At 70.7% G+C, this 24,888-nt stretch carries 23 protein-coding genes; 6 read left to right on the forward strand and 17 right to left on the reverse strand.

The window, feature by feature from the left end:
* Positions 1-14: 14 nt before the first annotated feature.
* The gene (locus ACFYWS_RS06445; RefSeq protein ID WP_389270224.1) at positions 15-770 is read left to right on the forward strand and encodes a decaprenylphospho-beta-D-erythro-pentofuranosid-2-ulose 2-reductase; all 756 of its coding nucleotides are present in this window, start codon (positions 15-17) and stop codon (positions 768-770) included.
* A 23-nt stretch (positions 771-793) separates the two neighbouring features.
* Here ACFYWS_RS06445 and ACFYWS_RS06450 read toward each other — a convergent pair whose 3' ends face one another.
* Positions 794-1,378, reverse strand: coding sequence for a 2'-5' RNA ligase family protein (locus tag ACFYWS_RS06450; RefSeq protein ID WP_389270227.1), 585 nt, complete (start codon positions 1,376-1,378; stop codon positions 794-796).
* A 48-nt stretch (positions 1,379-1,426) separates the two neighbouring features.
* Positions 1,427-2,443 (reverse strand): tryptophan--tRNA ligase, encoded by a 1,017-nt coding sequence (gene trpS / locus ACFYWS_RS06455; protein ID WP_389270229.1) that lies wholly within the window; start codon positions 2,441-2,443, stop codon positions 1,427-1,429.
* A gap of 107 nt (positions 2,444-2,550) precedes the next feature.
* On the opposite strand from trpS, the gene ACFYWS_RS06460 reads away from it, so the two are divergent.
* Positions 2,551-3,252 carry a hypothetical protein gene (locus ACFYWS_RS06460; RefSeq protein WP_389270232.1) on the forward strand — a complete coding sequence of 234 codons (702 nt, stop codon included), beginning with the start codon at positions 2,551-2,553 and terminating at the stop codon, positions 3,250-3,252.
* Between the two features lie 107 nt (positions 3,253-3,359).
* Here ACFYWS_RS06460 and ACFYWS_RS06465 read toward each other — a convergent pair whose 3' ends face one another.
* Positions 3,360-4,808 carry a glycine hydroxymethyltransferase gene (locus ACFYWS_RS06465; RefSeq protein WP_389270235.1) on the reverse strand — a complete coding sequence of 483 codons (1,449 nt, stop codon included), beginning with the start codon at positions 4,806-4,808 and terminating at the stop codon, positions 3,360-3,362.
* Between the two features lie 324 nt (positions 4,809-5,132).
* On the opposite strand from ACFYWS_RS06465, the gene rocD reads away from it, so the two are divergent.
* Entirely contained in the window at positions 5,133-6,317 is a 1,185-nt protein-coding gene (gene rocD, locus ACFYWS_RS06470) for an ornithine--oxo-acid transaminase (protein ID WP_389271731.1), read from the forward strand.
* A 16-nt stretch (positions 6,318-6,333) separates the two neighbouring features.
* Here rocD and ACFYWS_RS06475 read toward each other — a convergent pair whose 3' ends face one another.
* From ACFYWS_RS06475 to ACFYWS_RS06485, 3 genes are read right to left on the reverse strand one after another with little or no spacing between them, the layout of a single operon-like run.
* The gene (locus ACFYWS_RS06475; RefSeq protein ID WP_389270238.1) at positions 6,334-7,527 is read right to left on the reverse strand and encodes a glutathionylspermidine synthase family protein; all 1,194 of its coding nucleotides are present in this window, start codon (positions 7,525-7,527) and stop codon (positions 6,334-6,336) included.
* A 15-nt stretch (positions 7,528-7,542) separates the two neighbouring features.
* The gene (locus ACFYWS_RS06480; RefSeq protein WP_389270240.1) at positions 7,543-7,911 is read right to left on the reverse strand and encodes a hypothetical protein; all 369 of its coding nucleotides are present in this window, start codon (positions 7,909-7,911) and stop codon (positions 7,543-7,545) included.
* Positions 7,912-7,958: 47 nt separating this feature from the next.
* Entirely contained in the window at positions 7,959-9,383 is a 1,425-nt protein-coding gene (locus ACFYWS_RS06485) for a PLP-dependent aminotransferase family protein (RefSeq protein ID WP_389270243.1), read from the reverse strand.
* 46 nt (positions 9,384-9,429) lie between these two features.
* On the opposite strand from ACFYWS_RS06485, the gene ACFYWS_RS06490 reads away from it, so the two are divergent.
* The 3 genes from ACFYWS_RS06490 to ACFYWS_RS06500 are packed head-to-tail and all read left to right on the forward strand — an operon-like array spanning position 9,430 to position 11,113.
* Positions 9,430-9,942 (forward strand): carboxymuconolactone decarboxylase family protein, encoded by a 513-nt coding sequence (locus tag ACFYWS_RS06490; RefSeq protein ID WP_389270245.1) that lies wholly within the window; start codon positions 9,430-9,432, stop codon positions 9,940-9,942.
* On the forward strand, positions 9,939-10,391 hold the full coding sequence (locus ACFYWS_RS06495) for a carboxymuconolactone decarboxylase family protein (protein WP_389270248.1): 453 nt from the start codon (positions 9,939-9,941) through the stop codon (positions 10,389-10,391). Before ACFYWS_RS06490 ends, ACFYWS_RS06495 begins: the two co-directional genes overlap by 4 nt.
* Positions 10,385-11,113, forward strand: a complete 729-nt coding sequence (locus ACFYWS_RS06500; RefSeq protein WP_389270251.1) for an isocitrate lyase/phosphoenolpyruvate mutase family protein — start codon at positions 10,385-10,387, stop codon at positions 11,111-11,113. Before ACFYWS_RS06495 ends, ACFYWS_RS06500 begins: the two co-directional genes overlap by 7 nt.
* Before the next feature lie 87 nt (positions 11,114-11,200).
* On the opposite strand, the gene ACFYWS_RS06505 is transcribed toward ACFYWS_RS06500, so the two are convergent.
* The 11 genes from ACFYWS_RS06505 to ACFYWS_RS06555 all read right to left on the reverse strand — a co-directional run bounded on the left by ACFYWS_RS06505 (position 11,201) and on the right by ACFYWS_RS06555 (position 24,874).
* Positions 11,201-12,175, reverse strand: coding sequence for an ABC transporter substrate-binding protein (locus ACFYWS_RS06505; protein ID WP_389270254.1), 975 nt, complete (start codon positions 12,173-12,175; stop codon positions 11,201-11,203).
* A gap of 1 nt (position 12,176) precedes the next feature.
* A complete protein-coding gene (locus ACFYWS_RS06510; protein ID WP_389270257.1) occupies positions 12,177-14,132 on the reverse strand; it encodes an ABC transporter permease in 1,956 nt (651 codons plus the stop codon).
* Entirely contained in the window at positions 14,132-15,331 is a 1,200-nt protein-coding gene (locus tag ACFYWS_RS06515) for a glycine betaine/L-proline ABC transporter ATP-binding protein (RefSeq protein ID WP_389270260.1), read from the reverse strand. Before ACFYWS_RS06515 ends, ACFYWS_RS06510 begins: the two co-directional genes overlap by 1 nt.
* Entirely contained in the window at positions 15,331-16,872 is a 1,542-nt protein-coding gene (locus tag ACFYWS_RS06520) for a GMC family oxidoreductase (protein ID WP_389270263.1), read from the reverse strand. The genes ACFYWS_RS06515 and ACFYWS_RS06520 overlap by 1 nt, the downstream gene beginning before the upstream one ends.
* Before the next feature lie 120 nt (positions 16,873-16,992).
* Positions 16,993-18,495 (reverse strand): aldehyde dehydrogenase family protein, encoded by a 1,503-nt coding sequence (locus ACFYWS_RS06525; protein ID WP_389270266.1) that lies wholly within the window; start codon positions 18,493-18,495, stop codon positions 16,993-16,995.
* 201 nt (positions 18,496-18,696) lie between these two features.
* A complete protein-coding gene (locus ACFYWS_RS06530; protein WP_389270269.1) occupies positions 18,697-19,539 on the reverse strand; it encodes a hypothetical protein in 843 nt (280 codons plus the stop codon).
* On the reverse strand, positions 19,536-19,901 hold the full coding sequence (locus ACFYWS_RS06535) for a hypothetical protein (RefSeq protein ID WP_389270272.1): 366 nt from the start codon (positions 19,899-19,901) through the stop codon (positions 19,536-19,538). Before ACFYWS_RS06535 ends, ACFYWS_RS06530 begins: the two co-directional genes overlap by 4 nt.
* Positions 19,888-21,648: a hypothetical protein gene (locus ACFYWS_RS06540; RefSeq protein ID WP_389270275.1), complete on the reverse strand. Its 1,761-nt coding sequence runs from the start codon at positions 21,646-21,648 to the stop codon at positions 19,888-19,890. Before ACFYWS_RS06540 ends, ACFYWS_RS06535 begins: the two co-directional genes overlap by 14 nt.
* Positions 21,649-21,843: 195 nt before the next feature.
* Entirely contained in the window at positions 21,844-22,836 is a 993-nt protein-coding gene (locus ACFYWS_RS06545; protein ID WP_267069475.1) for a malate dehydrogenase, read from the reverse strand.
* Between the two features lie 291 nt (positions 22,837-23,127).
* On the reverse strand, positions 23,128-24,162 hold the full coding sequence (locus ACFYWS_RS06550; protein ID WP_389270278.1) for a DUF2690 domain-containing protein: 1,035 nt from the start codon (positions 24,160-24,162) through the stop codon (positions 23,128-23,130).
* Positions 24,163-24,427: 265 nt separating this feature from the next.
* On the reverse strand, positions 24,428-24,874 hold the full coding sequence (locus tag ACFYWS_RS06555) for a DUF3017 domain-containing protein (RefSeq protein WP_389270281.1): 447 nt from the start codon (positions 24,872-24,874) through the stop codon (positions 24,428-24,430).
* Positions 24,875-24,888: the final 14 nt, after the last annotated feature.

Raw genomic sequence — 24,888 nt, forward strand, 5'->3', positions numbered from 1 at the left:
CCCAGGAGCCCCCGTTGAAAGACGCCTTCGGCACTCCCCAGTCCCTGCTCGTCCTCGGCGGCACCTCCGAGATCGCGCTGGCCACCGCCCGCCGCCTCGTCGCCCGGCGCACCCGCACCGTGTGGCTGGCGGGCCGCCCCTCCCCCGCGCTCGACGAGGCCGCCGCCGGACTGCGCGCCCTGGGCGCCGACACCCGTACGGTCCCCTTCGACGCGCTGGACCCCGGCGCGCACGAGGAGACGCTCGGCAAGCTCTTCACCGAGGGTGACATCGACATGGTGCTGCTCGCGTTCGGCATCCTCGGCGACCAGGCCCTCGACGAGGACGACCCGATGGCGGCGGTCCGCGTCGCCCAGACCAACTACACGGGCGCCGTCTCCGCGAGCCTCGTCTGCGCGCGGGCGCTCCAGTCGCAGGGCCACGGCTCGCTCGTCGTCCTGTCGTCGGCGGCGGGCGAGCGGGCCCGCCGCGCCGACTTCATCTACGGCTCCAGCAAGGCGGGCCTCGACGCGTTCACGCAGGGCCTCGGGGACGCGCTGCACGGGACGGGCGTGCACGTCATGATCGTCCGCCCCGGATTCGTACGGTCGAAGATGACGGCCGGGCGCGCCGAGGCCCCCATGGCCACGACGCCCGGAGCGGTGGCACTGGCCATCGAGACGGGGCTGCGGCGCAGGTCGGAGACGGTGTGGGTGCCGGGGACGCTGCGCGTGGTGATGTCGGCGCTGCGGCATGTGCCGCGGCCGGTGTTCCGCAGGCTGCCGGTCTGATCCCGTCCGATCCCTACGTAGGGTCAGCGGGTGGGCAGCCGGGGCCCGCGCGTCGTGCGGCCCGAGGTCTGCGCGGGCAGCGACGACGTGCCGAAGGCGAAGTCCCGCAGCTTGCGCCACACCCCGTCGGCGCCCTGCTCGTAGAGCGCGAACCCGGTGCACGCCCACGCCGCCTCGTACTCGGCGAGCTGAGCGAACGCACGGTCCATCGCCTCCTCGGCGATGCCGTGCGCCACGGTCACGTGCGGGTGGTACGGGAACTGCAACTCGCGGGAGACCGGGCCCGACGCGTCCCGCACCTGCTTCTGGAGCCAGGTGCAGGCCTCGGCGCCCTCGACGACCTGCACGAACACGACGGGTGACAGCGGCCGGAACGTGCCCGTGCCGGACAGCCGCATCGCGAACGGGCGCCCCCCGGAGGCCACTTCCTCCAGATGCGCCTCGATCGCCGTGAGGTCGGAGCCGGCGACCTCGGTCGGCGGGAGCAGGGTGATGTGCGTGGGAATACCGTGCGCCGCGGCGTCGCCGAAGCCCGCGCGCCGCTCCTGGAGCAGGCTGCCGTGAGGCTCCGGGACCGCGATCGAGACACCGATCGTTACGGTCCCCACGTCATACTCCTGTCGTCGTGTGGCGGGCGGGTGGCGGCGCTTGAGATGTCAGTGCTTGGCGGGCAGGAAGCCGACCTTTTCGTAGGCCTGGGAAAGGGTCTCGGCGGCGACCGCCCGCGCCTTCTCCGCGCCCTTGGCCAGGATCGAGTCAAGCGTCTCGGGGTCGTCCAGATATTCCTGGGTGCGGGTCCGGAACGGTGTCACGAAGTCCACCATCACCTCGGCCAGGTCCGTCTTCAGCGCACCGTACATCTTGCCCTCGTACTTCTTCTCCAGTTCCGGGATACCGGCACCGGTGAGGGTGGAGTAGATGGTGAGCAGGTTGCTGACGCCCGGCTTGTTCTCCGCGTCGTAGCGGATCACGGTGTCGGTGTCGGTGACGGCGCTCTTGACCTTCTTGGCGGTCGCCTTCGGCTCGTCGAGCAGGTTGATGAGGCCCTTCGGCGTCGACGCCGACTTGCTCATCTTGATCGACGGGTCCTGAAGGTCGTAGATCTTCGCCGTCTCCTTCAGGATGTACGGCGCCGGGAGCGTGAACGTGTCGCCGAAGCGGCCGTTGAAGCGCGTGGCGAGGTCGCGGGTCAGCTCGATGTGCTGACGCTGGTCCTCACCGACCGGGACCTGGTTCGCCTGGTAGAGCAAAATATCCGCGACCTGAAGAACCGGATACGTGAACAGACCGACGGAGGCCCGCTCCGCACCCTGCTTCGCGGACTTGTCCTTGAACTGCGTCATGCGGGAGGCCTCGCCGAAGCCGGTGATGCAGTTCATGATCCAGGCCAGCTGCGCGTGCTCGGGAACGTGGCTCTGCACGAACAGCGTGCAACGCTCCGGGTCGAGCCCCGCAGCGAGCAGCTGCGCGGCGGCGAGCCGGGTGTTGGCCCGCAGCTCCTTCGGGTCCTGCGGAACGGTGATCGCATGCAGGTCCACGACCATGTAGAAGGCGTCGTGCGACTCCTGCAACGCCACCCACTGGCGGACCGCACCGAGGTAGTTGCCGAGGTGGAACGAGCCGGCGGTGGGCTGGATACCGGAGAGCACACGAGGGCGAACATCAGAGGCCATGTGCCTCATTGTCTCAGGTGCGCCACACAGCTCAGCAGCGGCCAAAGGTCCTTTGCCGGGGGGACGGCGACCTGGTCGTTGTCAGTGGGCGCCGGTAGCTTGTCGATGTGGCGGGAGTCACGCGGGGTGTGTCGACGGGGGTGGCGATGCGGTACGTACGAGGGCCTGTCCGGGTCGTGCTCGTGGTGGTGGCGCTGCTGCTCACCGCGGCACCGCTCGCGCACGCGCGGCCGACGCATCCCGGCTCCGGGATGGACGCGCCGGACCTGGCGGTGGTGATCGCGCCCGGCGCGGCGGCGGGCCCTTCGGTGGCCGTGCACTACGAGGACCGGAACTTCGCCCGCCTGGAGCTCCTGACCACGGGGTTCGACACGGTGACGGAGCGGGTGCCGCAGTCCTGGCAGGAGGGACATTTCCCGCCCGTGGTGGCCACGGTCGTGTGGGGGCTGACCGGCGTGGCGGGCTGGCCCCAGACCCACCGGGCACCCGGCACGGACACGGCCATCGAACGCCAGGACCAGCTGATCATCGCGGAGGACGGCACGCCGTGGATCCGCACGGACCCGATGGTCGACGTGAACGACGACGACCTCCGCTGGCACCACGCCTCCCCCACCCTCGTCGACCAGCTGACGAAGGCGGGGGTCTTCCCCACGACCGAGGCCCCTGCGGAGCGGCCCACCCAAAACCCGTGGTGGTGGGGCCTCGCGGGCCTGTCCGTGGGTCTCGCGGCGGCGGGCGCGGTATGGCGGATACGCATACGCCCCCGGGACCCACGGGAACCGCGACAGCAACTGGTCGACCTGTGACCACCAAGCGGTTGGCCAAATCAAGCCCCTGCGGCGTTTGAGCAGCGGGGTCCGGGGCGGAGCCCCGTGACGTGAGGACGGTCACCCGCCCCCCGCCACGGAGTGGCTCAGCCCAGGTCGATCCGCCCGTACAACGGGAACCCGGCCAACAGATCCGTGGCCCGGTGGGCAACCTCGTCCGCGACCTTCGGCTCAAGCACGTGACTCGCCTTCGACACCGCCCCGGACTTCGTGGTCCCCGGCTCGGAGGCCGTCAGCACACGGTCCATGAGCGCCGCGATCTCGTCCATCTCACCGGTGCCGAGACCACGCGTGGTCAACGCCGGCGTGCCGATCCGGATGCCGGAGGTGTACCAGGCCCCGTTCGGGTCCGCCGGAATCGCGTTGCGGTTGGTGACGATGCCGGAGTCGAGCAGCGCGGACTCGGCCTGCCGCCCGGTCAGACCGTAGGAACCGGCCACGTCGATGAGGTTCAGGTGGTTGTCGGTGCCGCCCGTGACCAGGGTCGCGCCGCGCCGCATCAGGCCGTCCGCCAGCGCCCGCGCGTTGTCCACGATGCGCTGCGCGTAGTCCTGGAACGCGGGCTGCCGCGCCTCGGCGAGGGCGACCGCCTTCGCGGCCATGACGTGCGGCAGCGGCCCGCCGAGCACCATCGGGCAGCCCCGGTCGACCTGGTCCTTCAGCGAGTCGTCGCACAGCACCATGCCGCCGCGCGGCCCGCGCAGCGACTTGTGCGTGGTCGTGGTGACGATCTGCGCGTGCGGCACCGGGTCGAAGTCGCCGGTCAGCACCTTGCCGGCGACCAGACCGGCGAAGTGCGCCATGTCGACCATGAGCGTCGCGCCGACCTCGTCGGCGATCTCGCGCATGATCCGGAAGTTCACGAGCCGCGGGTACGCGGAGTAGCCGGCGACGATGATCATCGGCTTGAACTCGCGGGCCTGCGCGCGCAGCGCCTCGTAGTCGATGAGGCCGGTGGTGGGGTCGGTGCCGTACGACCGCTGGTCGAACATCTTTCCGCTGATGTTGGGCCGGAAGCCGTGCGTGAGGTGGCCACCCGCGTCCAGGGACATGCCGAGCATCCGCTGGTTGCCGAAGGCGCGCCGCAGCTCGGCCCAGTCGGCCTCGGTGAGGTCGTTGATCTGGCGGACGCCGGTCTTCGCCAGGAACGGCGCCTCGACGCGGTCGGCGAGCACCGCCCAGAACGCGACCAGGTTCGCGTCGATCCCCGAGTGCGGCTGCACATACGCGTGCCGGGCCCCGAACAGCTCACGGGCGTGCTCGGCGGCGAGCGACTCGACGGTGTCGACGTTGCGGCAGCCCGCGTAGAAGCGGCGGCCGACGGTGCCCTCGGCGTACTTGTCGCTGAACCAGTTGCCCATGGTCAGCAGCGTCGCCGGGGACGCGTAGTTCTCCGAGGCGATCAGCTTGAGCATCTCGCGCTGGTCGGTGAGCTCCTGCGCGATGGCGTCGGCGACGCGCGGCTCCACGGCGCGCACGACGTCGAGGGCGGCGCGGTAGGCGGTGGATTCGGGGGTGAGCGGGGATTCGGTCATGGGGCAGCCTCCGGACACGGTCGGTTCACGGTTCGGCCCAGGCGCACGGCACACACTGCTCGGGCCGCTCCCTGATGGTCGATCCCATCCCAGCGCGCCAGTCACGGCCCTGCCCTCACAGTACCGGGCGCGCCGCTCGGCGAGGTTTCCACGTCCTGGATCCGAGCCACGATAGGAACGGGCCACAAGCCCGTCCCACACCCAGTGCCATCAGTGCCATGAGTGCCATGAGCCGCGACGAACGGAGATCCCGTGACTTCTGTGACTCCATCCACCAGTCCCGTCAGTCCCGCCGGCCCCGCAGGACACGCCACGCAGGACTTCATCGCCGCCTCCGAGGAGCACGGCGCACACAACTACCACCCCCTCCCCGTCGTCGTCGCCACCGCCGAGGGCGCGTGGCTGACGGATGTCGAGGGGCGGCGCTATCTCGACATGCTCGCCGGGTACTCGGCGCTCAACTTCGGGCACGGCAACCGGCGGCTGATCGAGGCCGCGAAGGCGCAGCTGGAGCGGGTCACGCTGACGTCGCGGGCCTTTCACCACGACCGGTTCGCCGCGTTCTGCGCGGAGCTCGCCGAGCTGTGCGGCATGGAGATGGTGCTGCCGATGAACACGGGCGCGGAGGCCGTCGAGACCGCCGTGAAGACCGCCCGGAAGTGGGGCTACCAGGTGAAGGGCGTGCCGGACGGGCGGGCCAGGATCGTGGTCGCGAGCGACAACTTCCACGGGCGTACGACGACCATCGTCAGCTTCTCCACCGACGAGGAGGCGCGCGCCGACTTCGGTCCGTACACGCCGGGCTTCGACATCGTCCCGTACGGGGATCTGGAGGCGCTGCGGGCGGCCGTCACCGACGAGACCGTGGCCGTGCTCCTCGAACCGATCCAGGGCGAGGCGGGCGTGCTCGTCCCGCCGCCCGGATACCTCGCGGGTGTAAGGGAGTTGACGCGCGAGCGCGACGTCCTCTTCATCGCCGACGAGATCCAATCGGGGCTCGGCCGCACCGGCCGTACGTTCGCGTGCGAGCACGAGGGCGTGGTGCCGGACGTGTACGTGCTGGGCAAGGCGCTCGGCGGTGGGGTCGTGCCGGTGTCGGCGGTGGTGTCGAACAAGGACGTGCTCGGGGTGTTCCGGCCCGGCGAGCACGGGTCGACGTTCGGCGGGAACCCGCTCGCGTGCGCCGTGGCGCTTGAGGTGATCGCGATGCTGCGTACCGGGGAGTTCCAGCAGCGGGCCACCGAACTCGGCGAACATCTCCACGCCGAGCTGGGCCTTTTGACGGGGACCGGGAAGGTGACGCAGGTGCGCGGGCGCGGCCTGTGGGCGGGCGTCGACATCGATCCGTCGTACGGGACGGGCCGGGAGATCTCGGAGAAGCTGATGGACCGCGGGGTCCTGGTGAAGGACACCCACGGGTCCACCATCCGGATCGCCCCGCCGCTGGTGATCAGCAAGGACGATCTGGACTGGGGCCTCGATCAGCTCCGGACGGTGCTGGGCGCGTAAGCGTCTTCCGTGCGGCTCACAGGATGACGTGGGGCAGGAAGCGGGCGTACTCGTCCGTGACCAGGCCCGCCGACTCCCGGATGCCGAGGCCTGCCGCCTCGTCCTCGACGACCCACGCGCCGAGGACGACGCGGTTGCCGTCGAAGTCGGGCAGCTCGCTCAACTGCTGGTAGCAGCAGGGCTCTTCGGGCGCCTTGGCCATGGTCCCAGGCGCGTGGATCGTGACGCCCGCGCCCTCGCGGCCGAGCAGCGGCTTCGATACGTAGCCGGGGCCGTTGGTGTCGGTCGCGAGTTCGCGCGGTCCGTCGAGGTAGGCGGGCAGCAGGTTCGGGTGACCGGGGTACAGCTCCCAGAGCACCGCGAGCAGCGCCTTGTTGCTGAGCAGCATCTTCCAGGCGGGCTCGATCCACATCGTCGTACCCGTGCCGCCGCCGTTGTCGAGGCCGGCGAGGACGTGCGGGGCGAACGCGTCGGAGGTCAGCCACTCCCACGGGTACAGCTTGAAGCAGCTGCGGATGAACCGGAGTTGGTTGTCGACGAAGCGTTCGGACAGGCTGTCCCAGCCGATCTCCTCCATGGAGATCCAGCCGGTGTCGAGGCCCGCCTGTTCGGCGGTCTCCTTCAGGTAGCCGACGGTCATCAGGTCCTCGCCGAGTTCGTCGGCCGAGGAGTGCGCGAAGTAGAGCGGGCTGCCGGGCGGGAGCAGGGCGGCCTGCTTCTTCCAGGCGTCGACGAGCCGTTCGTGGAGCGAGTTCCACTGGTCGGCGCCGGGGAACCGCTCCTCCATCCAGAACCACTGGGGACTCGCGGCCTCGACGAGCGAGGTGGGGGTGTCCGCGTTGTACTCAAGGAGTTTCGCGGGTCCTGTGCCGTCGTACCGCAGGTCGAACCGGCCGTAAATGGAAGGGAGTTCGGTTCGCCGCTCCCAGGCCTCGGCGACCGCCGCGGCGACCTGCGGGTCGGTGATCCCGAGGTCGGCGAAGCGGTCGGTGCGGACGATGTGCTCGGCCGCGGCGAGGCACATGCGGTGCAGTTCCTCGACGACGTCTTCGAGCGCCTCGACCTCGGGGAGGGAGAACTCGTAGTAGGCGCTCTCGTCCCAGTAGGGGCGCAGTGAGTCGTCGGGGTAGCGGGTGAGCGGGTAGATGAGCCCCTGCTCCTCGACGGTCTGCTGCCAGCCGGGACGCGGGGTGATGGTGTGTCGCTTCATCAGTGTCTCCGGGGCTCAGCCGCCGGAGCTTCCGCCCTTGCCGCCGCTTCCGAAGCCGCCGCGTGTGACGCCGCCACCTGAGGACTTGGTGAAGGAGCCGCTGCCGACGTGGCTGCCCTTCTTCTTGCCGCCGTAGTACCAACTGCCGTTCACCGAGGACTTGGTGGACGTGGACTTGCAGTACTTGTCGGAGACGACCTTGTAGCCCTTGCCGGCGTTGTAGCTGTTGCGGTCGATGCACCGCTTGTCGACGTCGGAGTCCGATGAGCAGGCGGTGAGCGCGGCGGCCAGCAGGCCCACGCCGCCGAGCGCGACGGTGCCGGAGCGCAGCCGTCGTCGAGTGGCCGCCTTGTTCGCGGCGTCCGTGCGGTCGCTGTCGTTCATGGTGATTCCCCCGTGATTCGCCGTACGTTTCTGCTTTTGCGCCCGCCCTAGGGCAGGACCCGGCACAGGGTATCCAACGCGCCGGGCCACGCGTGGTCGGGCGGTGTCCCGTATCCGACGACGAGGGCGTCCATCGGGTTCCCCGCCTCGGGAGCGTCCTCGTGCCGGAATTCGGCCAGGCCCGCGATGCCGAGGCGCTGCCAGGCGGCGGCCTGGACGACGGATCGTTCGGTGCCGGGCGGGAGTTGGAGCACGGCGTGCAGTCCGGCGGCGATGCCGGTGGCGCGTACGGCCGGCGCGCGCTCGGCGAGGGCGGCGACGAGCTGGTCGCGGCGGCGCCGGTAGCGCAGCCGTGCGGCGCGCACATGACGGTCGTACGCGCCCGATTCCAGGAATTCGGCGAGGGTGAGCTGGTCGAGGACGCCGCAGGACCAGTCGGTGTGCCCCTTGGCCGCGACGACCTCGTCGACGAGCGGCGCGGGCAGCACCATCCAGCCGAGCCGCAGCCCGGGGGCGAGGGACTTGCTGGCGGTGCCGAGGTAGACGACGCGGTCCGGGTCGAGGCCCTGGAGGGCGCCGACGGGCTGGCGGTCGTAGCGGAACTCGCCGTCGTAGTCGTCCTCCAGGATCAGTGAGCCGGTGCGGCGCGCCCAGTCGACGACGGCGGCGCGACGGCGGGCATGCAGGGCGACACCGAGGGGGAACTGATGGGCCGGGGTGAGCAGTACAGCCCCACCCCCTCCACCCAACTCCCGTACATCCGCGCCCAGTTCGTCGAACGGAAGCGGCCGAGTCCGCATCCCGGGAGGCCGCGTCAGATACCCCCAGTGAAGATCGAGCCCGTACGACTCCACGGCGATGTCGCGCACGCCCCTGCCGTGCAGCACCTCACCGAGCAGGATCATGCCCTGCACGAACCCGGCGCAGACGACGATCCGCTCCGGCGAGGCCTGGACGCCGCGGGCGCGGGCCAGATAGCCGGCGAGGGCGGCGCGCAGTTCGGGGCGGCCGCGCGGGTCGCCGTAGCCGAGGGCCTCGTTCGGGGCGGCGGTCAGGGCGCGGCGTGCGGCCTTCAGCCATTCGGCGCGCGGGAAGGAGGCGAGGTCGGGGCGGCCGGGCATCAGGTCGTAGCGGTACCCGCCGAAGGGGACGCGGTTCGTGACGGGGGCCGGGCTCGGCGCCCGCCCCGGCCGCTCGGCCACCCGGGTGCCGGAGCCCTGCCGGGCGGTGAGCCAGCCCTCGGCGACGAGGTCGGCGTAGGCGTCGGCGACGGTGTTGCGGGCGAGGCCGAGGTCGGCAGCGAGGGTGCGGGAGGCGGGCAGCCGGGTCCCGGGGGCGAGCCGCCCGCCGCGCACGGCCTCACGGAGCGCGTCGATGAGCCCGCGACGCACGCCCCCGGAGGGCCCGGGGTCGAGATGCAGATCGATACCGAGCGCACGCCGGGACACAGAATTGGCCCAAGATTCTTCCACGTAAATGGACCATACCCCTGGGCCACTTCCCTCGTAGGCTCAAACCATGACGAACACGAACACGAACCCGAACACGAACCCGGAATACGTCCACGAGCACACCCCCCGCCTCGACTGGCACCGGCACGCGCCCGAGGTCTTCAAGGCGATGATCAGGCTCGACGCGGCCGCCCGCGCGGGCGTGGACCCCAAGATCGCCGAACTGGTCAAGGTCCGCGCCTCGCAGATCAACCGCTGCGCGCTCTGCCTCGACATGCACACGAAGGACGCGCTGGCGGCGGGCGAGAGCGTGGAGCGGATCATCCAGCTCAGCGCCTGGGAGGAGTCGAAGCACTTCTACACGGAGAAGGAGATCGCGGCCCTCGAACTGACCGAGGCGATCACGGTCCTCACCGACGGTTTCGTCCCCGACGAGGTCTACGAAAAGGCCGCGAAGGCCTTCGACGAACAGGAACTGGCCCAGCTGATCGCCGCGATCACGGTCATCAACGCGTGGAACCGCTTCGGCGTCTCGACCCGCCAGTCGCCGGGCCACTACACGCCGGGCGACTTCAAGTGACCGTTCGTACGCGGCAGTTGGACGCCGGGGTCCGTACGGCGATGCAGGCACTGAGCGTCGCCGCCAAGAAGGGCCTCGGCGACCCGGTCCTCACCGAACTGGTGTCGATCCGCGCCTCACAGCTGAACGAGTGCGCGTTCTGCCTGGACATGCACGTGGACATCGCGGTGAGCAAGAACGGCGAGTCCGCGAAACGCATCGCGCTCCTGAATGCGTGGCGCGAGTCCGGCGACACCTTCGACGACCGAGAAAGGGCTGCACTCGCCCTCACGGACGCCATTACGCTCCTGACGACGGACGGCTACGTCCCGGACGAGGTGTACGAGGAGGCAGCGCACCACTTCACCGACCCGGAACTCGCCCACCTCATCGCCTCGATCACGGTCATCAACAACTGGAACCGGCTGATGGTGAGCCGGCGCATCGAACCAGGAGGCCCCGCATGGTGAGTCCGAGCGCTGCCGATACGTTCCGCGCCCTGCACCACGACCGCTCCCCCGGCGACCCGCTCGTCCTACCGGGCCCATGGGACGCGGCGAGCGCCCGCGTCTTCGAGGAGGCCGGCTTCCCGGCGCTCGCGACACCGTCCGCCGGGGTCGCCGCCTCCCTCGGCCACGAGGACGGTTCCACGCCCCCGGACGAGATGTTCGCGGCGGTCCGCCGGATCGTGCGCGCAGTGTCGGTGCCGGTGTCGGCGGACATCGAGGCCGGCTACGGGCTCGCGCCGAAGGAACTGGTGGAACGCCTCCTGGAGACGGGAGCGGTCGGCTGCAACCTGGAGGACTCCCTCCCCGACGGGTCCCTCAACTCCCCGCACACACAGGCGGATTGGCTGGCCGAGGTGCGGGCGGCAGCCGGTGACCGGGTGTTCCTGAACGCCCGCGTCGACACGTTCATCCGCGGCGCCGCGGACCCGATCGCCGAGGCGGTGGAACGCGCCCGCCTGTACATCGCCGCGGGCGCCGACTGCGTCTACCCGATCGGCGCCCCACCGGACGCCGTCCCGGCGCTGCGCTCCGCGATCGAGGGCCCGATCAACGTGGGCGCGCCCCCTGGCGGCCCGTCCCCGCGCGAATGGGGCGAGCTGGGCGCGACCCGCATCACGTTCGGCCCGGGCTTGCAGCGGAGGGCGATGGGAGCGGTGCGGGAGATCGCGGAGGGGTTGCGGTAGGCGGATGGGTGGGGGCGGGACTGTGACGCCTGTCGACGATGTCGTCGTCGACAGGCGTCACAGTCCCGCCCCCACCGCCCCCTCAACTCACTTCGGCAGCCACGCCTTCCACGTGGAGCGATGCGTGTCGATCCACTTCTTGGCCGCGGCCTCCGGCGTGAGCTTCTTGTCGGCGATGAGGAGGGAGACCTCGTTCTGGTCGCTCGTCGTCCACTTGAAGTTCTTCAGGAGCTGCGCCGCCTCGCCGCCGTTCTTGGCGAAGCCCGTGTTGAGGTACTTCTGGAGCGGCGTCGTCGGGTAGGCGCAGGTGATCTTCTTCGGGTCGGCGTCGCAGCCCTCCTTGTACTTGGGCAGCTTCACCTCCGTCATCGGCACCTGCTTCGTGAGCCACTGCGGGGTGTACCAGTACGAGAGGAAGGGCTTCTTCTGCTTCGCGAACTGCTTCATCTGCGTGATCTGGGCGGCTTCCGAACCGGCGAAGACGACCTGGTAGTCCAGGTTCAGGTTCTTCACCAGCGCCTTGTCGTTCGTTACGTACGACGGGGAGCCGTCGAGGAGTTGGCCCTTGCCGCCGCTCTCCGGCGTCTTGAACTGGTCCGCGTACTTGTCGAGGTTCTTCCAGTTCGTGACGTCGGGGTGCTTCTTCGCGAAGTACGTGGGGACGAACCAGCCGATGTGGCCCGTGACGCCGAGGTCGCCGCCGGGCTCGATCAGCTTCTTGTCCTTGACGTAGCGCTGCACCTGGTCGGGGTGGCCCCAGTCCTCCAGGATCGCGTCGACGCGGCCCTGGCTGAGGGCGTCCCAGGCCGGGACCTCGTCCACCTGGACGGTGTCCACCCGGTAGCCGAGTTCGTGTTCCAGGAGGTACTGGGCCACGGCGACATTGGCCTGGGCGCCCACCCACGACTGGACCGAGAGGGTCACCGTCTTGGCGCCCTGCGCGTTGGCGTACGGGGAGGCCTGCTTGGTCATGTCGGCGGCGCCGCAGCCGGTGGCCGCGAGCAGGACGCCGACTCCGGCAACTGCCTTGAGCGTCATACGAGTTCGGATACGAGTACGCATGTCACGCCCCCTTTCCCGTGCGGTCGCGGCGTTGCGTCGGCTGCGTCACCCGGTCCAGCATCAGGCCCAGGCAGACGATCGCCGCGCCCGCGACCAGGCCAGTGGCCAGATCACCTTGCGCGAGGCCGAAGACCACGTCGTAGCCGAGCGCGCCACCGCCGACCAGACCGCCGATGATGACGACGGCGAGGACCAGGACGACGCCCTGGTTGACGGCGAGCAGCAACGCCGGGCGTGCGAGCGGGAGTTGGACCTGTCGCAGTTGCTGCCACGTGGTCGCGCCCATCGAGCGGGACGCCTCCATCGCGGCCGGGTCCACCTGCCGTAGGCCTTGTGTCGTGATGCGTACGACGGCGGGGAGCGCGTAGACGACCGCCGCGGCGACGGCCGGGGCGCGGCCGACGCCGAAGAGGGCGACGACCGGGATCAGGTACACGAACTGCGGCATGGTCTGGAAGACGTCCAGGACCGGGCGGAGCAGTCGTTCGAGGCGTTCGCTGCGGGCCGCCGCGATGCCGATCGCGACGCCGAGGACCAGCGTGACCAGGACGGCCGCGATGACCTGCGAGAGCGTGTCGAGCGACGGCTTCCATACGCCCAGTACGCCGATCGCGGCCATCGCGAGGACCGCGGTGAGCGCGGTGCGCCAGGTGCCGATCAGCCAGGAGAGCGCGGCGACGATCAGCAGCACCGACCACCAGGGCAGCCAGGTGAGGCCGTCACGCACCGGGTTGAGGATCCCCGTGGTGAAGTGCGCGGCCCAGTCGGCGGTGCCGCCGATGTACGGGACGCCGGTGTAGAGATGGTCCGTCATCCAGTCGACCGCGTCGTTGACGGGTGTCGCGATGGTGACTACCCAGGCGTCGGGCCAGTCGAGGCGGTCCAGGAAGCGGGCCGCCAGAGCGACCACGCCGGTGCCGACGACGACGGCGAGCACGTCCCACCGCCAGTGCACGGCGGACGTGTCGTGCGAGCCCATCCGTGCCCCGGCCGCGGCCGTGACCCGGTCGAGGATGACGGCGAGCAGCACGATCGGGATGCCGGCCGCGAGCGCGGCGCCGACGTCGACGGAGGCGAGCGCCTGGTAGACGCGGTCACCGAGGCCGCCCGCGCCGATCACGGAAGCGATGACGGCCATGGAGAGCGCCATCATGATCGTCTGGTTGAGGCCGAGGAGGAGTTCCTTGCGGGCCAGCGGCAGGCGCGCGGAGAGCAGTCGCTGGCGGGCCGTGGCGCCCAGCGAGGTGACGGCCTCCATCACGCCGCCGTCCGCGGAGCGCAGGCCGAGCGCGGTGAGGCGGGCCATCGGCGGGGCGGCGTAGACGACCGTGGCGAGCACGGCGGCCGGGACGCCCATGCCGAAGACGAGGACGACCGGGAGCAGATACGCGTACGCGGGCAGCACCTGCATGGTGTCGAGGACCGGCCGCAGCGCCCGGTACATGGTGTCGCTCAGGCCCGCGGCGAGGCCAAGGGCGGCGCCGAGGACCACCGAGGCGAGCACGGCGATCACCATCAGCGCCAGCGTCTGCATGGTGGGCACCCACATGCCGAGGGCGCCGCACGCCAGGAACGCGACGACCGCGGACGCGGCGAGGCGCCATCCGGCGACCCGCCAGGCGATGAGGCCCGCCGCCGCTGTCACGCCTGCCCAGCCCATGGCCAGCAGGACCAGGTAGACGGCGCGCACGGAGAGGACGACACCGTTGCTGATGTAGCCGAAGAAGTACAGGAACAGCGGGTGGCTGTCCCGGTTGTCGATCACCCAGTCCGTGGCGTCGCCGAGGGGTCCGGTGAGGTCGACGGTGAGGGCGTGCGGCCACGTGCCGCTGGACCACTTGGCGTGGGCCAGGGGGATGAGGATCGCGGCGACGACAGCGAGCAGGGCGATCTTGCCCAGGGAACGATTCCGCCGGATACCGCCGCCTGCCGGAGCGAGGGTTATGGCAGCAGCCATCAGCGGCTCTCCTCGTCCCCAGATTTGTCCGCTACGGCGGGCAAATCAAGCCCCTGCGGCGATTGAGCAGCGGGGTCCGGGGCGGAGCCCCGAGACGTAGGCACGGCTCCCGCGCCAGGACTCACACCGGCCACCACCGCAAGCAACCGCTCATGATCGACTACGCCGACACACTCCCCCGCCTCCACGACCCGCACCGCGAACCCGCTGGAAGCAACCGCCTCGATCGCCTCCGAAACCGTCGCGTCGGGCGCGATCGAAGGCCCCCGGTCCGCCTCGTCCGCGTCGGCGGGCCGCATGGCCCTGCGTACGGTCATGACCTGCTCGCGCGGCACGTCACGGACGAACTCGCGGACGTAGTCGTCGGCGGGCGCGCCCACGATCTCCTCGGGCGTGCCGAGCTGGACGACCTTGCCGTCGCGCATCAGCGCGATGCGGTCACCGAGGCGCAGCGCCTCCTGGAGGTCGTGGGTGATGAAGACCATCGTGCGGCCCTCCTCGCGGTGCAGGCGCACGACCTCCTCCTGCATGTCCCGCCGGATGAGCGGGTCGAGCGCGCTGAACGGCTCGTCGAAGAGAAGAACCTCCGGGTCGACTGCCAGCGCCCGCGCCAACCCCACCCGCTGCTGCTGGCCGCCGGAGAGCTGGCCGGGGCGGCGCTGCTCCAGGCCGTCGAGGCCGACCTTCGCGACGACCTCCATGGCCTTCGCGCGGCGCTCGGCGCGGCCCATGCCCTGGATCTCCAGGCCGTACGCGACGTTGTCGAGGACCGTGCGGTGCGGGAGGAGGCCGAAGTGCTGGAAGACCATCGCGGCGCGGTGGCGGCGCAGTTCGCGCAGGCGGGACCTGTCCATGCCCAGGACGTCCTCGCCGTCGATCTCCAGCTTCCCGGACGTCGGCTCGATGAGCCGGGTCAGGCAGCGTACGAGGGTCGACTTGCCGGAGCCCGACAGGCCCATGACAACGAAGACCTCGCCCCGCTTCACGTCGAACGACACGTCACGCACGGCGGCCGTGCAGCCCGTCCTCTCCCGCAGTTCGGCGGCGCTCAGGTCCGCCAACTCGGTCTGGTCCGGCACGCTTTCGGCCTTCGGGCCGAAGACCTTCCACAGGTTGCGCACGGCGAACACGGTCTCGGACCCCGAATCGGTCCGCTTCTCTTCGTTCGGGGGAACCACAGAAGACACGGTCGCGCTCATCACGCATCACCACCCAGCAGTTCGGCGCACTTCTCCCCGACCATGAGCACCCCGATCATCGGGTTCACCGCGGGCATCGTCGGGAAGACGGACGCGTCGGCGATACGGATGGACTGCAGCCCGCGGACCTTCAACTGGGGGTCTACCACGGCGAGTTCGTCGTCCGCAGCACCGATGCGGCAAGTTCCCGCGGGGTGGTAGACGGTGTGCGCGACCTTGCGCGCGTACTCGCTGAGCGCCTCGTCGTCCGTGACGTCGGGGCCGGGGCACACCTCGCGCTTCAGCCAGCCGGCCAGCGGCTCGGTCTTCGCGATCTCGCGGGCGATCTTGATGCCGTCGACGAGGGTCCTGCCGTCGTAGTCGTCCTCGTCCGTGAAGTACCGGAAGTCGAGGGCGGGCTTGACCTCGGGGTCCGCGCTGGTCAGGTAGACACGGCCGCGGCTCTTCGGCTTGGGGATGTTCGGCGTCATGGACACCCCGTGCTCCGGCTGCTCGTAGCCGAGGCGCTCCGGGTTGTCCGTGAACGGGATTTGGTAGAAGTGGAACATCAGGTCCGGCCCCGATGCCTCCGGGTCGCGCTGGATGAACAGGCCCGCGTCGCTGTCCATGGCGCTGTTCTCGGGGATCGGCCCGTTCGTCTCCCAGACGATGACCGACTCCGGGTGGTCGAGCAGGTTCTCGCCGACGCCCGGCAGATCGTGCAGGACCGGGATGCCGAGGGCTTCCAGGTCCGCCTTCGGGCCGATGCCGGAGTGCATCAGCAGGCGCGGGGTGTCGACGGCGCCCGCGCACACGAGGACCTCGGTGCGCGCGGATATGAGCTTCTCCACGCCGTCCTTGCCGCGCACGCGCACGCCGCGCGCGGTCAGCCCTTCGTCCGACGCGTCGAACTCCAGCTTGTACGCCCAAGTCTCCAGCAGCAGCGTGAGGTTGGGGCGGTCACCGGCCTCCATGTGCGGGTGGAGGTAGGCCACCGAGGCGGAGGACCGCTTGTTGTTCTCGGGGTGGTACGCCAGGTCGAAGAAGCCGACGCCGTCCTTGAACGGGCCCTTGTTGAAGCCCTCGACGCGCGGCACGCCCGTCGCGGCGCGCGCGGCCTGCACGAAGTCGCTCGCGATCGCGTTCCGGTCCTTCTCGTCGACCGGGACGATGTTGTTGCGCAGCTTGCCGAAGTACGGGTCCATCGCCTTGTGGTCCCAGCCCTCGGCGCCCGCGGCCGCCCACTCGTCCCAGTCGCCGGGCAGCGGCTTGAACGAGATGAGCGTGTTGTGCGACGAGCAGCCGCCCAGCACCTTGGCGCGGCTGTGCAGGATGTGCGAGTTGCCGCGCGGCTGCTCGGTGGTGGTGTAGCCGTAGTCCAGGTCGCCCCCGAGCAGGCCGAGCCAGCGGCGCAGCGTCAGCACGTCGTCGCGGTCGATGTCGCTGGGGCCACCCTCGATGACGGCGACGGTGACGTCCGGGTTCTCGGTGAGCCGGGAGGCGATCACCGATCCCGCGGTGCCGCCACCGACGATGACGTAGTCGTACGTGTTTTCAGACATGACTCAACTCCAAGACCAACTCAAGCCCCTGCGGCGATTGAGCAGCGGGGTCCGGGGCGGAGCCCCGAGGCGTTCACAACGCTTACGTGTACGGGCGCGAGGCCCAAGAGAACGACGACGTCAGCCCGCGAACCACCGGACGGGCTTGGGCGCCAGGTTCTGGTACACGTGCTTGCTCTCGCGATACTCGGCGAGCCCCGCAGGGCCCAGCTCGCGGCCCACGCCGCTCTTGCCGAAACCGCCCCACTCGGCCTGCGGGAGGTAGGGGTGGAAGTCGTTGATCCAGACGGTGCCGTGGCGCAGGAGGCGCGCCATGCGGCGGGCGCGGCCCGCGTCGGTGGTCCACACGCCGCCCGCGAGGCCGTACTCCGTGTCGTTGGCGAGCGCGACGGCCTCGTCCTCGGTGCGGAACGTCTCGACGGTGAGGATCGGACCGAAGGTCTCCTCGCGGACGACGCGCATCTCGCGGTGGCACTGGTCGAGGACGGTCGGCTCGTAGAAGTAGCCGGTGGCGGGCCGCACGTCGGAGGCCTCGGGGCGCTTGCCGCCGCAGCGCAGCACGGCGCCCTCGGCGAGCGCGGAGGCGACGTAGTCCTCGGTCTTGTCGCGCTGGGGCTCGCTGACCAGCGGGCCGCACTCGACGTTGTCCTCGGTGCCGCGGCCGAGGCGGATCTTCTCGGCGCGGCGGGTGAGTTCGGCGACGAAGCGCTCGCGCACGGACTCCTCGATGATGAGGCGGGAGCCGGCGGAGCAGACCTGGCCGCTGTGGATGAAGGCGGCGTTGAGCGCCTGGTCGACGGCGGTGTCGAAGTCCTCGTCCGTCTCGCACGCGTCGGCGAAGACGACGTTCGGGTTCTTGCCGCCGAGTTCGAGGGCGACCTTCTTGACGGAGACGGCCGCGGCCTGCGCGACCTTGGTGCCGCTGATCAGGCCGCCGGTGAAGGAGACGAGGTCGACGTCGGGGTGGTCGGCGAAGCGGGCGCCGACGGTGGCGCCGGGCCCGGTCACGATGTTGGCGACGCCCTGCGGCAGCCCGGCCTCGACCAGCAGCTCGATCAGCACGACCGTCGTCAGCGGCGTGATCTCGCTCGGCTTGATGACGAAGGTGTTGCCCGCGGCGAGCGCCGGGGCGATCTTCCAACTCGCTTGCAGGAGCGGGTAGTTCCACGGCGTGATCATGGAGCAGACGCCGACGGGCTCGTGCACGACGACACTGTGGATGTCGTCGGACCCCGCGTCGACGACGCGGCCCGCGCCCTCACCGATGACGAGATCGGCGAAGTAGCGGAAGGCGTCGGCGACGCAGTCGACGTCGACGCGGCCCTCCTCGACGGTCTTGCCCGCGTCCCGGCTCTCCAGGAGGCCGATCTTCTCCCGGTCCCGGACGAGGAGGTCGGCGACACGGCGCAGCAGCGCGGCGCGCTCGGCGACGGGCGTCGTCGGCCACGGGCCCTCGTCGAAGGCCTTGCGGGCGGCGGCGATCGCGGCGTCCGCGTCCTCGGTGCCGCCCTCGGCGATCACGGCGAACGTCTTGGCATCCGCAGGGTCGAGGATCTCGCGCGTGGCCCCTGCTGCGGCTGCGCGCCACTCTCCGTCGACATGGATGGTGTTCTGTACTGACACGACCTGCTTCGCCTTCCGTTCCGGGAATGTCCCCCGACCACCGCAAACGCCCTGTCGGCGCTCTCTACGGTGACGTCGGAAGCCCCTGCCCCGACGTATGGCAAGCATGCTCGTACGGGGACGAAAGTGCGCTGTGTCACGACACTGTGTGAGCGCGGGCGGCGACACTGCGTGAGAGCAGTGCGGGCCGCCCGCGCCCTGTCACTCCTGCGCGAACCGCGACAGCGCGGTGGCGAGCCGGTCCCGCTGCTGGGGCCACTCGGTCTCCGGACCGGCGACGAGCATCGCGTACTGGGTGCCGTCCTGCGCGGTGAACGAGAAGTCGACCACCTGTCTGCGCGCGCCCAGCTTCTCGCTGTCGTACGCGTAGACAAGCTCGGCCGCGTCGTCGGTGACCTCTTCCGAGGCCTCCTCGGGAGCCGACGTCTCCTCCAGGGAGATCTCCTCGTACCCGTCCTTCGAGAGCTCGTTCGAAAGGTTTCCGGATGCGGCCTGGAGCGATTCGAGCGGGGTGGTGTCCGGCTCCGTGATGGTGAAGACCTGGATGAGCGAGGCCTCGTCCGGGGACGTGTAGAACACGCCGTTCTTGGTCTGGCTGCGGTCCCAACCCTCGGGCACCGCGAGCGCGAAGCCCGCCTCGTCCGCCGCCTGCCGGTACCCGGCGGGAAGCTCGCCGGTCGACGAAGGCGTGGGCGTGGGGGTGGGAGTGGACGTGGACGTGGACGTGGGCGCCGGGGCGGAGCTGGTGGCGGCCGCGGACGCCCCGGTCGGCTTCGCATCGGGCCGCGGGTCGTCCCCGCGTCCGAGCAGCACCACGGTCGTCGCGACGGCGGCGCCGAGCACGGCCGCGCCCAGCACCACGAGGGCGAAACGCCGGGTCCGGCCGGGCGGCGGGGGCGGAGTCGGCTCCAGGTCCACGGGCCCGGGCCAGGGCGCCGGCGGGGCGAACTCCGGCCGCGGCGGGGGCGGCGACGACACCGCCCCTGGGCCCGAGCCCGCCTCCTCCCAGCGCTGGGTCTCCTCGTTCCAGTGGCGCCCGCTCATCTCATGTTCCCCAGCATCGCGGCCACCGTGCCGGCCGACGCGAGCAGCGAGACGACCGCCTGCGAGTCGCCGAGCAGCGCCCGCAGCCGCTCGATCCGGGTCGCCGGGGCGCGTCCCGTGCGGGTGATCTCGCCCTCCGTCTCGGCGAGCTCGGCGTCGAGGGTGCTCAGCTGCCCGTCGTCGTCCCGCAGCCGGGGCAGGTCCGCGCGCAGCGCACGCACCGCCTCCAGCAGCTCCCGCATCGCCTCGTCGCTCTGCGGCGCACTGTTCGTGTGGCTCTCCGCGCGCGCGTGGCTGCCGATGGCGAACGTGCTGCCGTGGACGTCACCGATGGAGACCGAGGGCTCGTCATTCGCTGCCATGGTCGTCGGATCCCTTCTTCTTCGGGGTGCCGTCGGCCGCTCCCGAGGTCGCTCGGGCGTGCGAACCGACGGCGAAGGTGGAGTCCTCGACGCGGTCGATGTTCACGCCGCCGCTGCTGATGTTCACGATCTTCTGGACGAACTCGCCGGTCTGGTAGCCGGATTCGGCGAGCGCGTGGAGCACGCCGTTCGCGATGCGGTCCTGGATCGACTTGAGGTAGCGCTCGACATCCATCTGCTGGAACAGCGAGCCGGGGCCCTCCGAGCCGAGCTCACGCACCGACACGGCGGGGCCGTCCGGCAGCGCGCCACCGTACCCGCCGGTGAGCACGTGCCAGCCGTAGCCGGCCCAGCGGCCGATGGTGACGAAGGAGCGCACGGGGGAACCCGCCACCCGCGCGAAGGCCCAGGCGGCCTTGCCGAGCGGGTTGTTGTGGCGGAACTGGTGGGCGGCACGGTCCGCGTTCTGGAACGGCTCGCGCACCGGAGCGAGGACGTGCGGCGCGATCTCCAGCATCAGCATCCGGCCCTGGGTGTGGACGCGGACGAAGACGGTGACGACCAGCTCCTCCTCCCAGCCGCCGACCCGGATCCGCAGGAAGTGCCGGCGCTTCTCCGCGCCCTCCTCGACGGACCGGTCCCGGTGCTCCTCGAACGCGTCCGGCCGGTAGGGGGCGTCCTCCCGGTGTTCGAGGCCCTCGACGGGCAGGAAGACGCACTCGTCGATCTCCAGCCGGCGCAGCCGGTCGCGCACGGTGGTGCCCGCGAACTCGGCGGGCAGCCGCAGCTGTTCGAGCAGCGGCCGGATCTGCTCCAGGATCTTCCGGTTGTTGAGCGGCTGCTGCTTCTTCATCCCGTCGGGACGCAGCTCGACGGCGAGGGTCCAGGTGTCGACCGGTTCACCCGCCCCGCAGAACGGGCGGACCGCGTGGTACATGATCAGCGGTGCGTGCTGCTCGACCCTGATCCGCCGCTTCACACGCTGGAAGCGGGCCCCCTCGGCGCTCTCCGCCGGGTCGGCGGTCGCGTCCCCGAACCGCGCCTCGGACAGCTCGCCGCCGAGCGCGCGGGCGAACTGGCTGCGCTGGGCGCCCACGCACCCGGCGATCAGGGCGAGCAGGAGCAGCGTGAGCCAGCCGTGCAGGGCGTCACTGGAACCGGTGCCGCCCTCGGGGACCAGCCAGCTCAGTACGTCGGGCAGGATGTCACGCAGGGTCGATCGGGTCTCGTAGGAGAAGCTGTCGTAGTCGTACTCGTCGCCGCCACTGGTGACCATGCCCACCGTGGAGAGCAGCAGCAGCGCCAGCAGGATCCGGCCCCACCAGCGCACGTACCAGGCGATCACCCGGCGGTAGACCGGCTGCTTGCCGGGCCCGCGGATCCAGACGCCGAGCGCGAGCATCGCGGACGGCAGCAGGAACGCGAGGATCCAGTAGTCGGTCAGCGGCAGCCCCACGGCCCACAGGCCGAGCACGGCCCAGGACCAGGCCACTTCGATCCGCCGGGCGCGTAACGCGTGCGCGAGGACGCGGGCCGCGTCGAAGCCGAGCGAGGGCGCCACGATGCGCTGCTCGTGCAGATGCAGCTGCTCGATGACCCGGTCCCGGTACCCCTGGTCGAGATAGGCGCCTGCGCAGAGCAGCCGCGTGGCCTCGCTGGCGTGCGGCGGTTTCGCCGGCGGGGGCGGTCCCACCGCTCCGACGTCGGCCCCGGATGACGACTGCTGCGGTACATAGGCGGTGCTCACACCACTCCCCCGATGCCATCGATGATGACTGTTCGAACTGCCCGTGTTCGTGCGGCAGTTGGTGAAGGAGAAGCATAAGACGTCACGCTGACATCCAGAACTGGATACTCCGCATGACGTGTGGTGCGACCACAGAAAAGCGGCTGCCCCTCGGACACCGGAGTGTCCGAGGGGCAGCCGCCCAGAGTGTGCGGATCAGATGAGGCCCAGGCCGCGCACGGCCTCGCGCTCGTCCACGAGCTCCTGCACGGACGCGTCGATGCGCGTACGCGAGAACTCGTTGATCTCCAGGCCCTGGACGATCTCGTACTTGCCGTCCTTCGTGGTGACGGGGAAGGACGAGATGATGCCCTCCGGAACGCCGTACGAGCCGTCCGACGGGATGCCCATGGAGGTCCAGTTGCCCTCGGCCGTGCCGTTGACCCACGTGTGGACGTGGTCGATCGCGGCGTTGGCGGCGGAGGCGGCCGAGGACGCGCCACGGGCCTCGATGATCGCGGCACCGCGCTTGGCGACGGTCGGGATGAAGTCCTCGGCCAGCCACTTCTCGTCGTTGCCGATGGCCTCGATGGCGGGCTTGCCGGCGACCGTGGCCTGGAAGATGTCCGGGTACTGGGTCGCCGAGTGGTTGCCCCAGATCGTCAGGCGCTGGATGTCGGCGACCGTGGCGCCCGACTTCTTCGCGAGCTGGGTCAGCGCGCGATTGTGGTCGAGGCGGGTCATCGCGGTGAAGCGCTCGGCCGGTACGTCCGGGGCGGCGGCCTGGGCGATCAGCGCATTGGTGTTCGCCGGGTTACCGACGACGAGGATCTTGACGTCGTCCGCGGCGTTGTCGTTGATGGCCTTGCCCTGCGGCTTGAAGATGCCGCCGTTGGCCTCAAGGAGGTCACCGCGCTCCATGCCCTTCGTACGCGGGCGGGCGCCGACGAGGAGGCCGACGTTGGTGCCGTCGAAGGCGACGTTCGGGTCGTCGGTGATCTCGATGCCCTGAAGCAGCGGGAAGGCGCAGTCGTCGAGCTCCATGGCGGTGCCCTCGGCGGCCTTGAGCGCCGGGGTGATCTCCAGGAGACGCAGCTTGACCGGCACGTCCGCGCCGAGCAGCTGGCCGGAGGCGATGCGGAAGAGCAGTGCGTAGCCGATCTGGCCGGCGGCGCCGGTGACGGTGACGTTCACGGGAGTGCGGGTCATGGCGTTCTCCGTAGGACAGCAGGTCATTTGATCGATCTCTTGGTATCAAGAGATCCGTTCGTCAGGCTATCGCGCCCGGCCCGCACGGGAACCACAGGTCCATGTGGATCGCCCCACAGCCCTCCCGCCCGTGCCACGGTCCGGACACAGAGACGGCCGCCGAGCCCGGGAGAGTATGGCTCAGGCGGCCGCCGTGGGGGTGTCCCATGGGGGTAGTGCTGCGCCTTCCCCGAAGCGGCGCGCCCATGCCTCGCCCCTGCCCCGTCCGTGCGGAGATCCGCCGGAAGGGCCCTACTCGGTGCAGCCCTTCTGCCCGCTCGCGAGCGTCGCGCACGCCTTGACGTCGGAGGCCGCGTCCACGGACATCATCGGCGTGTACGCGTCCGTGTCCGAGGCCCTGACCGTGCCCTTCTTCGAGAACGCGGACCCCTTCTGCAACTGCACGGCGTCACCGGGCGCCGCGCCCTGGATCCGGGCCCAGGCCGCCTTGCACGTCTTGCTGTAGCGGACCTGGACGGTGACCGTGCCGATCACGGCGTCCTTCGAGTTCAGCGCGAGGTCGCCGCCGCAGTTCATGGCCTCCGGGTCCTTGCCGCCGCAGCCCGCGCCCACGCACTTGACGCCCTCGGGCAGCTGGGTGGCGCTCGCGCTCGGCGACGGCGACTTCCTGGCCTCGTCCCCGCCGCCCCCGGTCCCCCTGAGCGCGAAGAAGCCGATGGCGACGATCAGGGCCGCGCCCAGGGCCCCGGCCCCGAACATCAGCAGCCGGCGCCTGCCGCCCCCGCCGCCCGGCACCGCGCCCCGAGGCGGCTCCTGCGGCGGCAGCACGGGAGCGGGACCGAACTGGTCCACGCTCGGCGCCTTCGCCTGCGGCGGCACGGACGGGCTCCGCACCCCGTCCTGCCTGGCCGGTCCGGTCTGCTTCGCCGGTCTGGTCTGCTTCGCCGGCTTGGCGGGTTTGGTCTGTGTGGCCTGTGCGGGCCCCCCGAACTCGCCCAGCGCGGCCCGCGCCTGGGATATCCGGATGGCCTCCATGGTCATGTCGTGGCGCATCTCGGAACGGCTCCACGCGCGCTCCGCGAGCTCCCACATCGTCGTCAGATGCACGGGATTGGTGCCGGTCACCTCGGCGAGCGCGACGATGGCGCCCTTGGGCGCGAGCAGCCGCCCGTTCAGATACCGCTCCCACGACGTCCTGCTGTACCCGGTACGGTCCGCGAGTGCGGCGATCCCCAGGCCGCTGCGGTCCACAAGTCGGCGCAGCTGCCCGGCGAACTCCCTGACCTGTGGGTCGAGTTCATCCGGAAGCGCCTTCCAACGAGGCATATCGCCCTTCCCCCTATTCCCCCCGCGAGCCCTGTTCCCCCGCGCCGCGCGTCGCGCTTCGGCCCCCAGTGGCTACCCATTGGGATGCGGGAAACCAGGATGTCAGTTCCCGGTCCGGGGGCGTATGGGGTCATTCGACAGCGTGCACCGGGCCTTGTGTACGGAAAACCCCGAGAACGTGCCGGAGATCACCACAAAAGGAGGCGGGGCCTCCATCATGGAGGCCCCGCCTGTCACTTGGGGTCGTCAGTGGCTCACCGACGGCTCACCGCACCGTGAAGTGCAGGGTGTCCTGAAGAAACGGAATCGTCAGCCACGGGTCGGGCTGCGCCATCATCGCCAGCAGCACGATGACGATGCCGAGGCCCGCGCACGTGATCATGTCGGTGAAGCGCGAGCGCACGGCCAGCATCCCGACGTCCGGCAGCAGCCAGCGCAGCACGGCCCCGCCGATCAGCGCGACGCCCACCAGCATCGTGCCGACGCGGAACAGACCGAAGGCGGTCAGCAGCAGCCCGAGCGCGGTCACCGTGAGAACGGCGATCAGCGGCCACTGGCGGGCGGGCGCGGGCGCGTCCCCGCCGGCCGCCCGGCCGCCGCCCTCCGGGCGCGCGGTGTCGCGCGTGATCCGCGGGAAGCGCCGGCTGCCGGCCTTCTTCGAGTCCTGGGAGGCGTCTTCGGGCGAGGCCGGGGCGCCTTCGGCGGCGCCCATCGCCGCGCTCCCGG

Origin of the sequence: Streptomyces sp. NPDC002795, assembly GCF_042888725.1 — a bacterium.
In the GTDB taxonomy this organism is placed as follows: Bacteria; Actinomycetota; Actinomycetes; order Streptomycetales; family Streptomycetaceae; genus Streptomyces.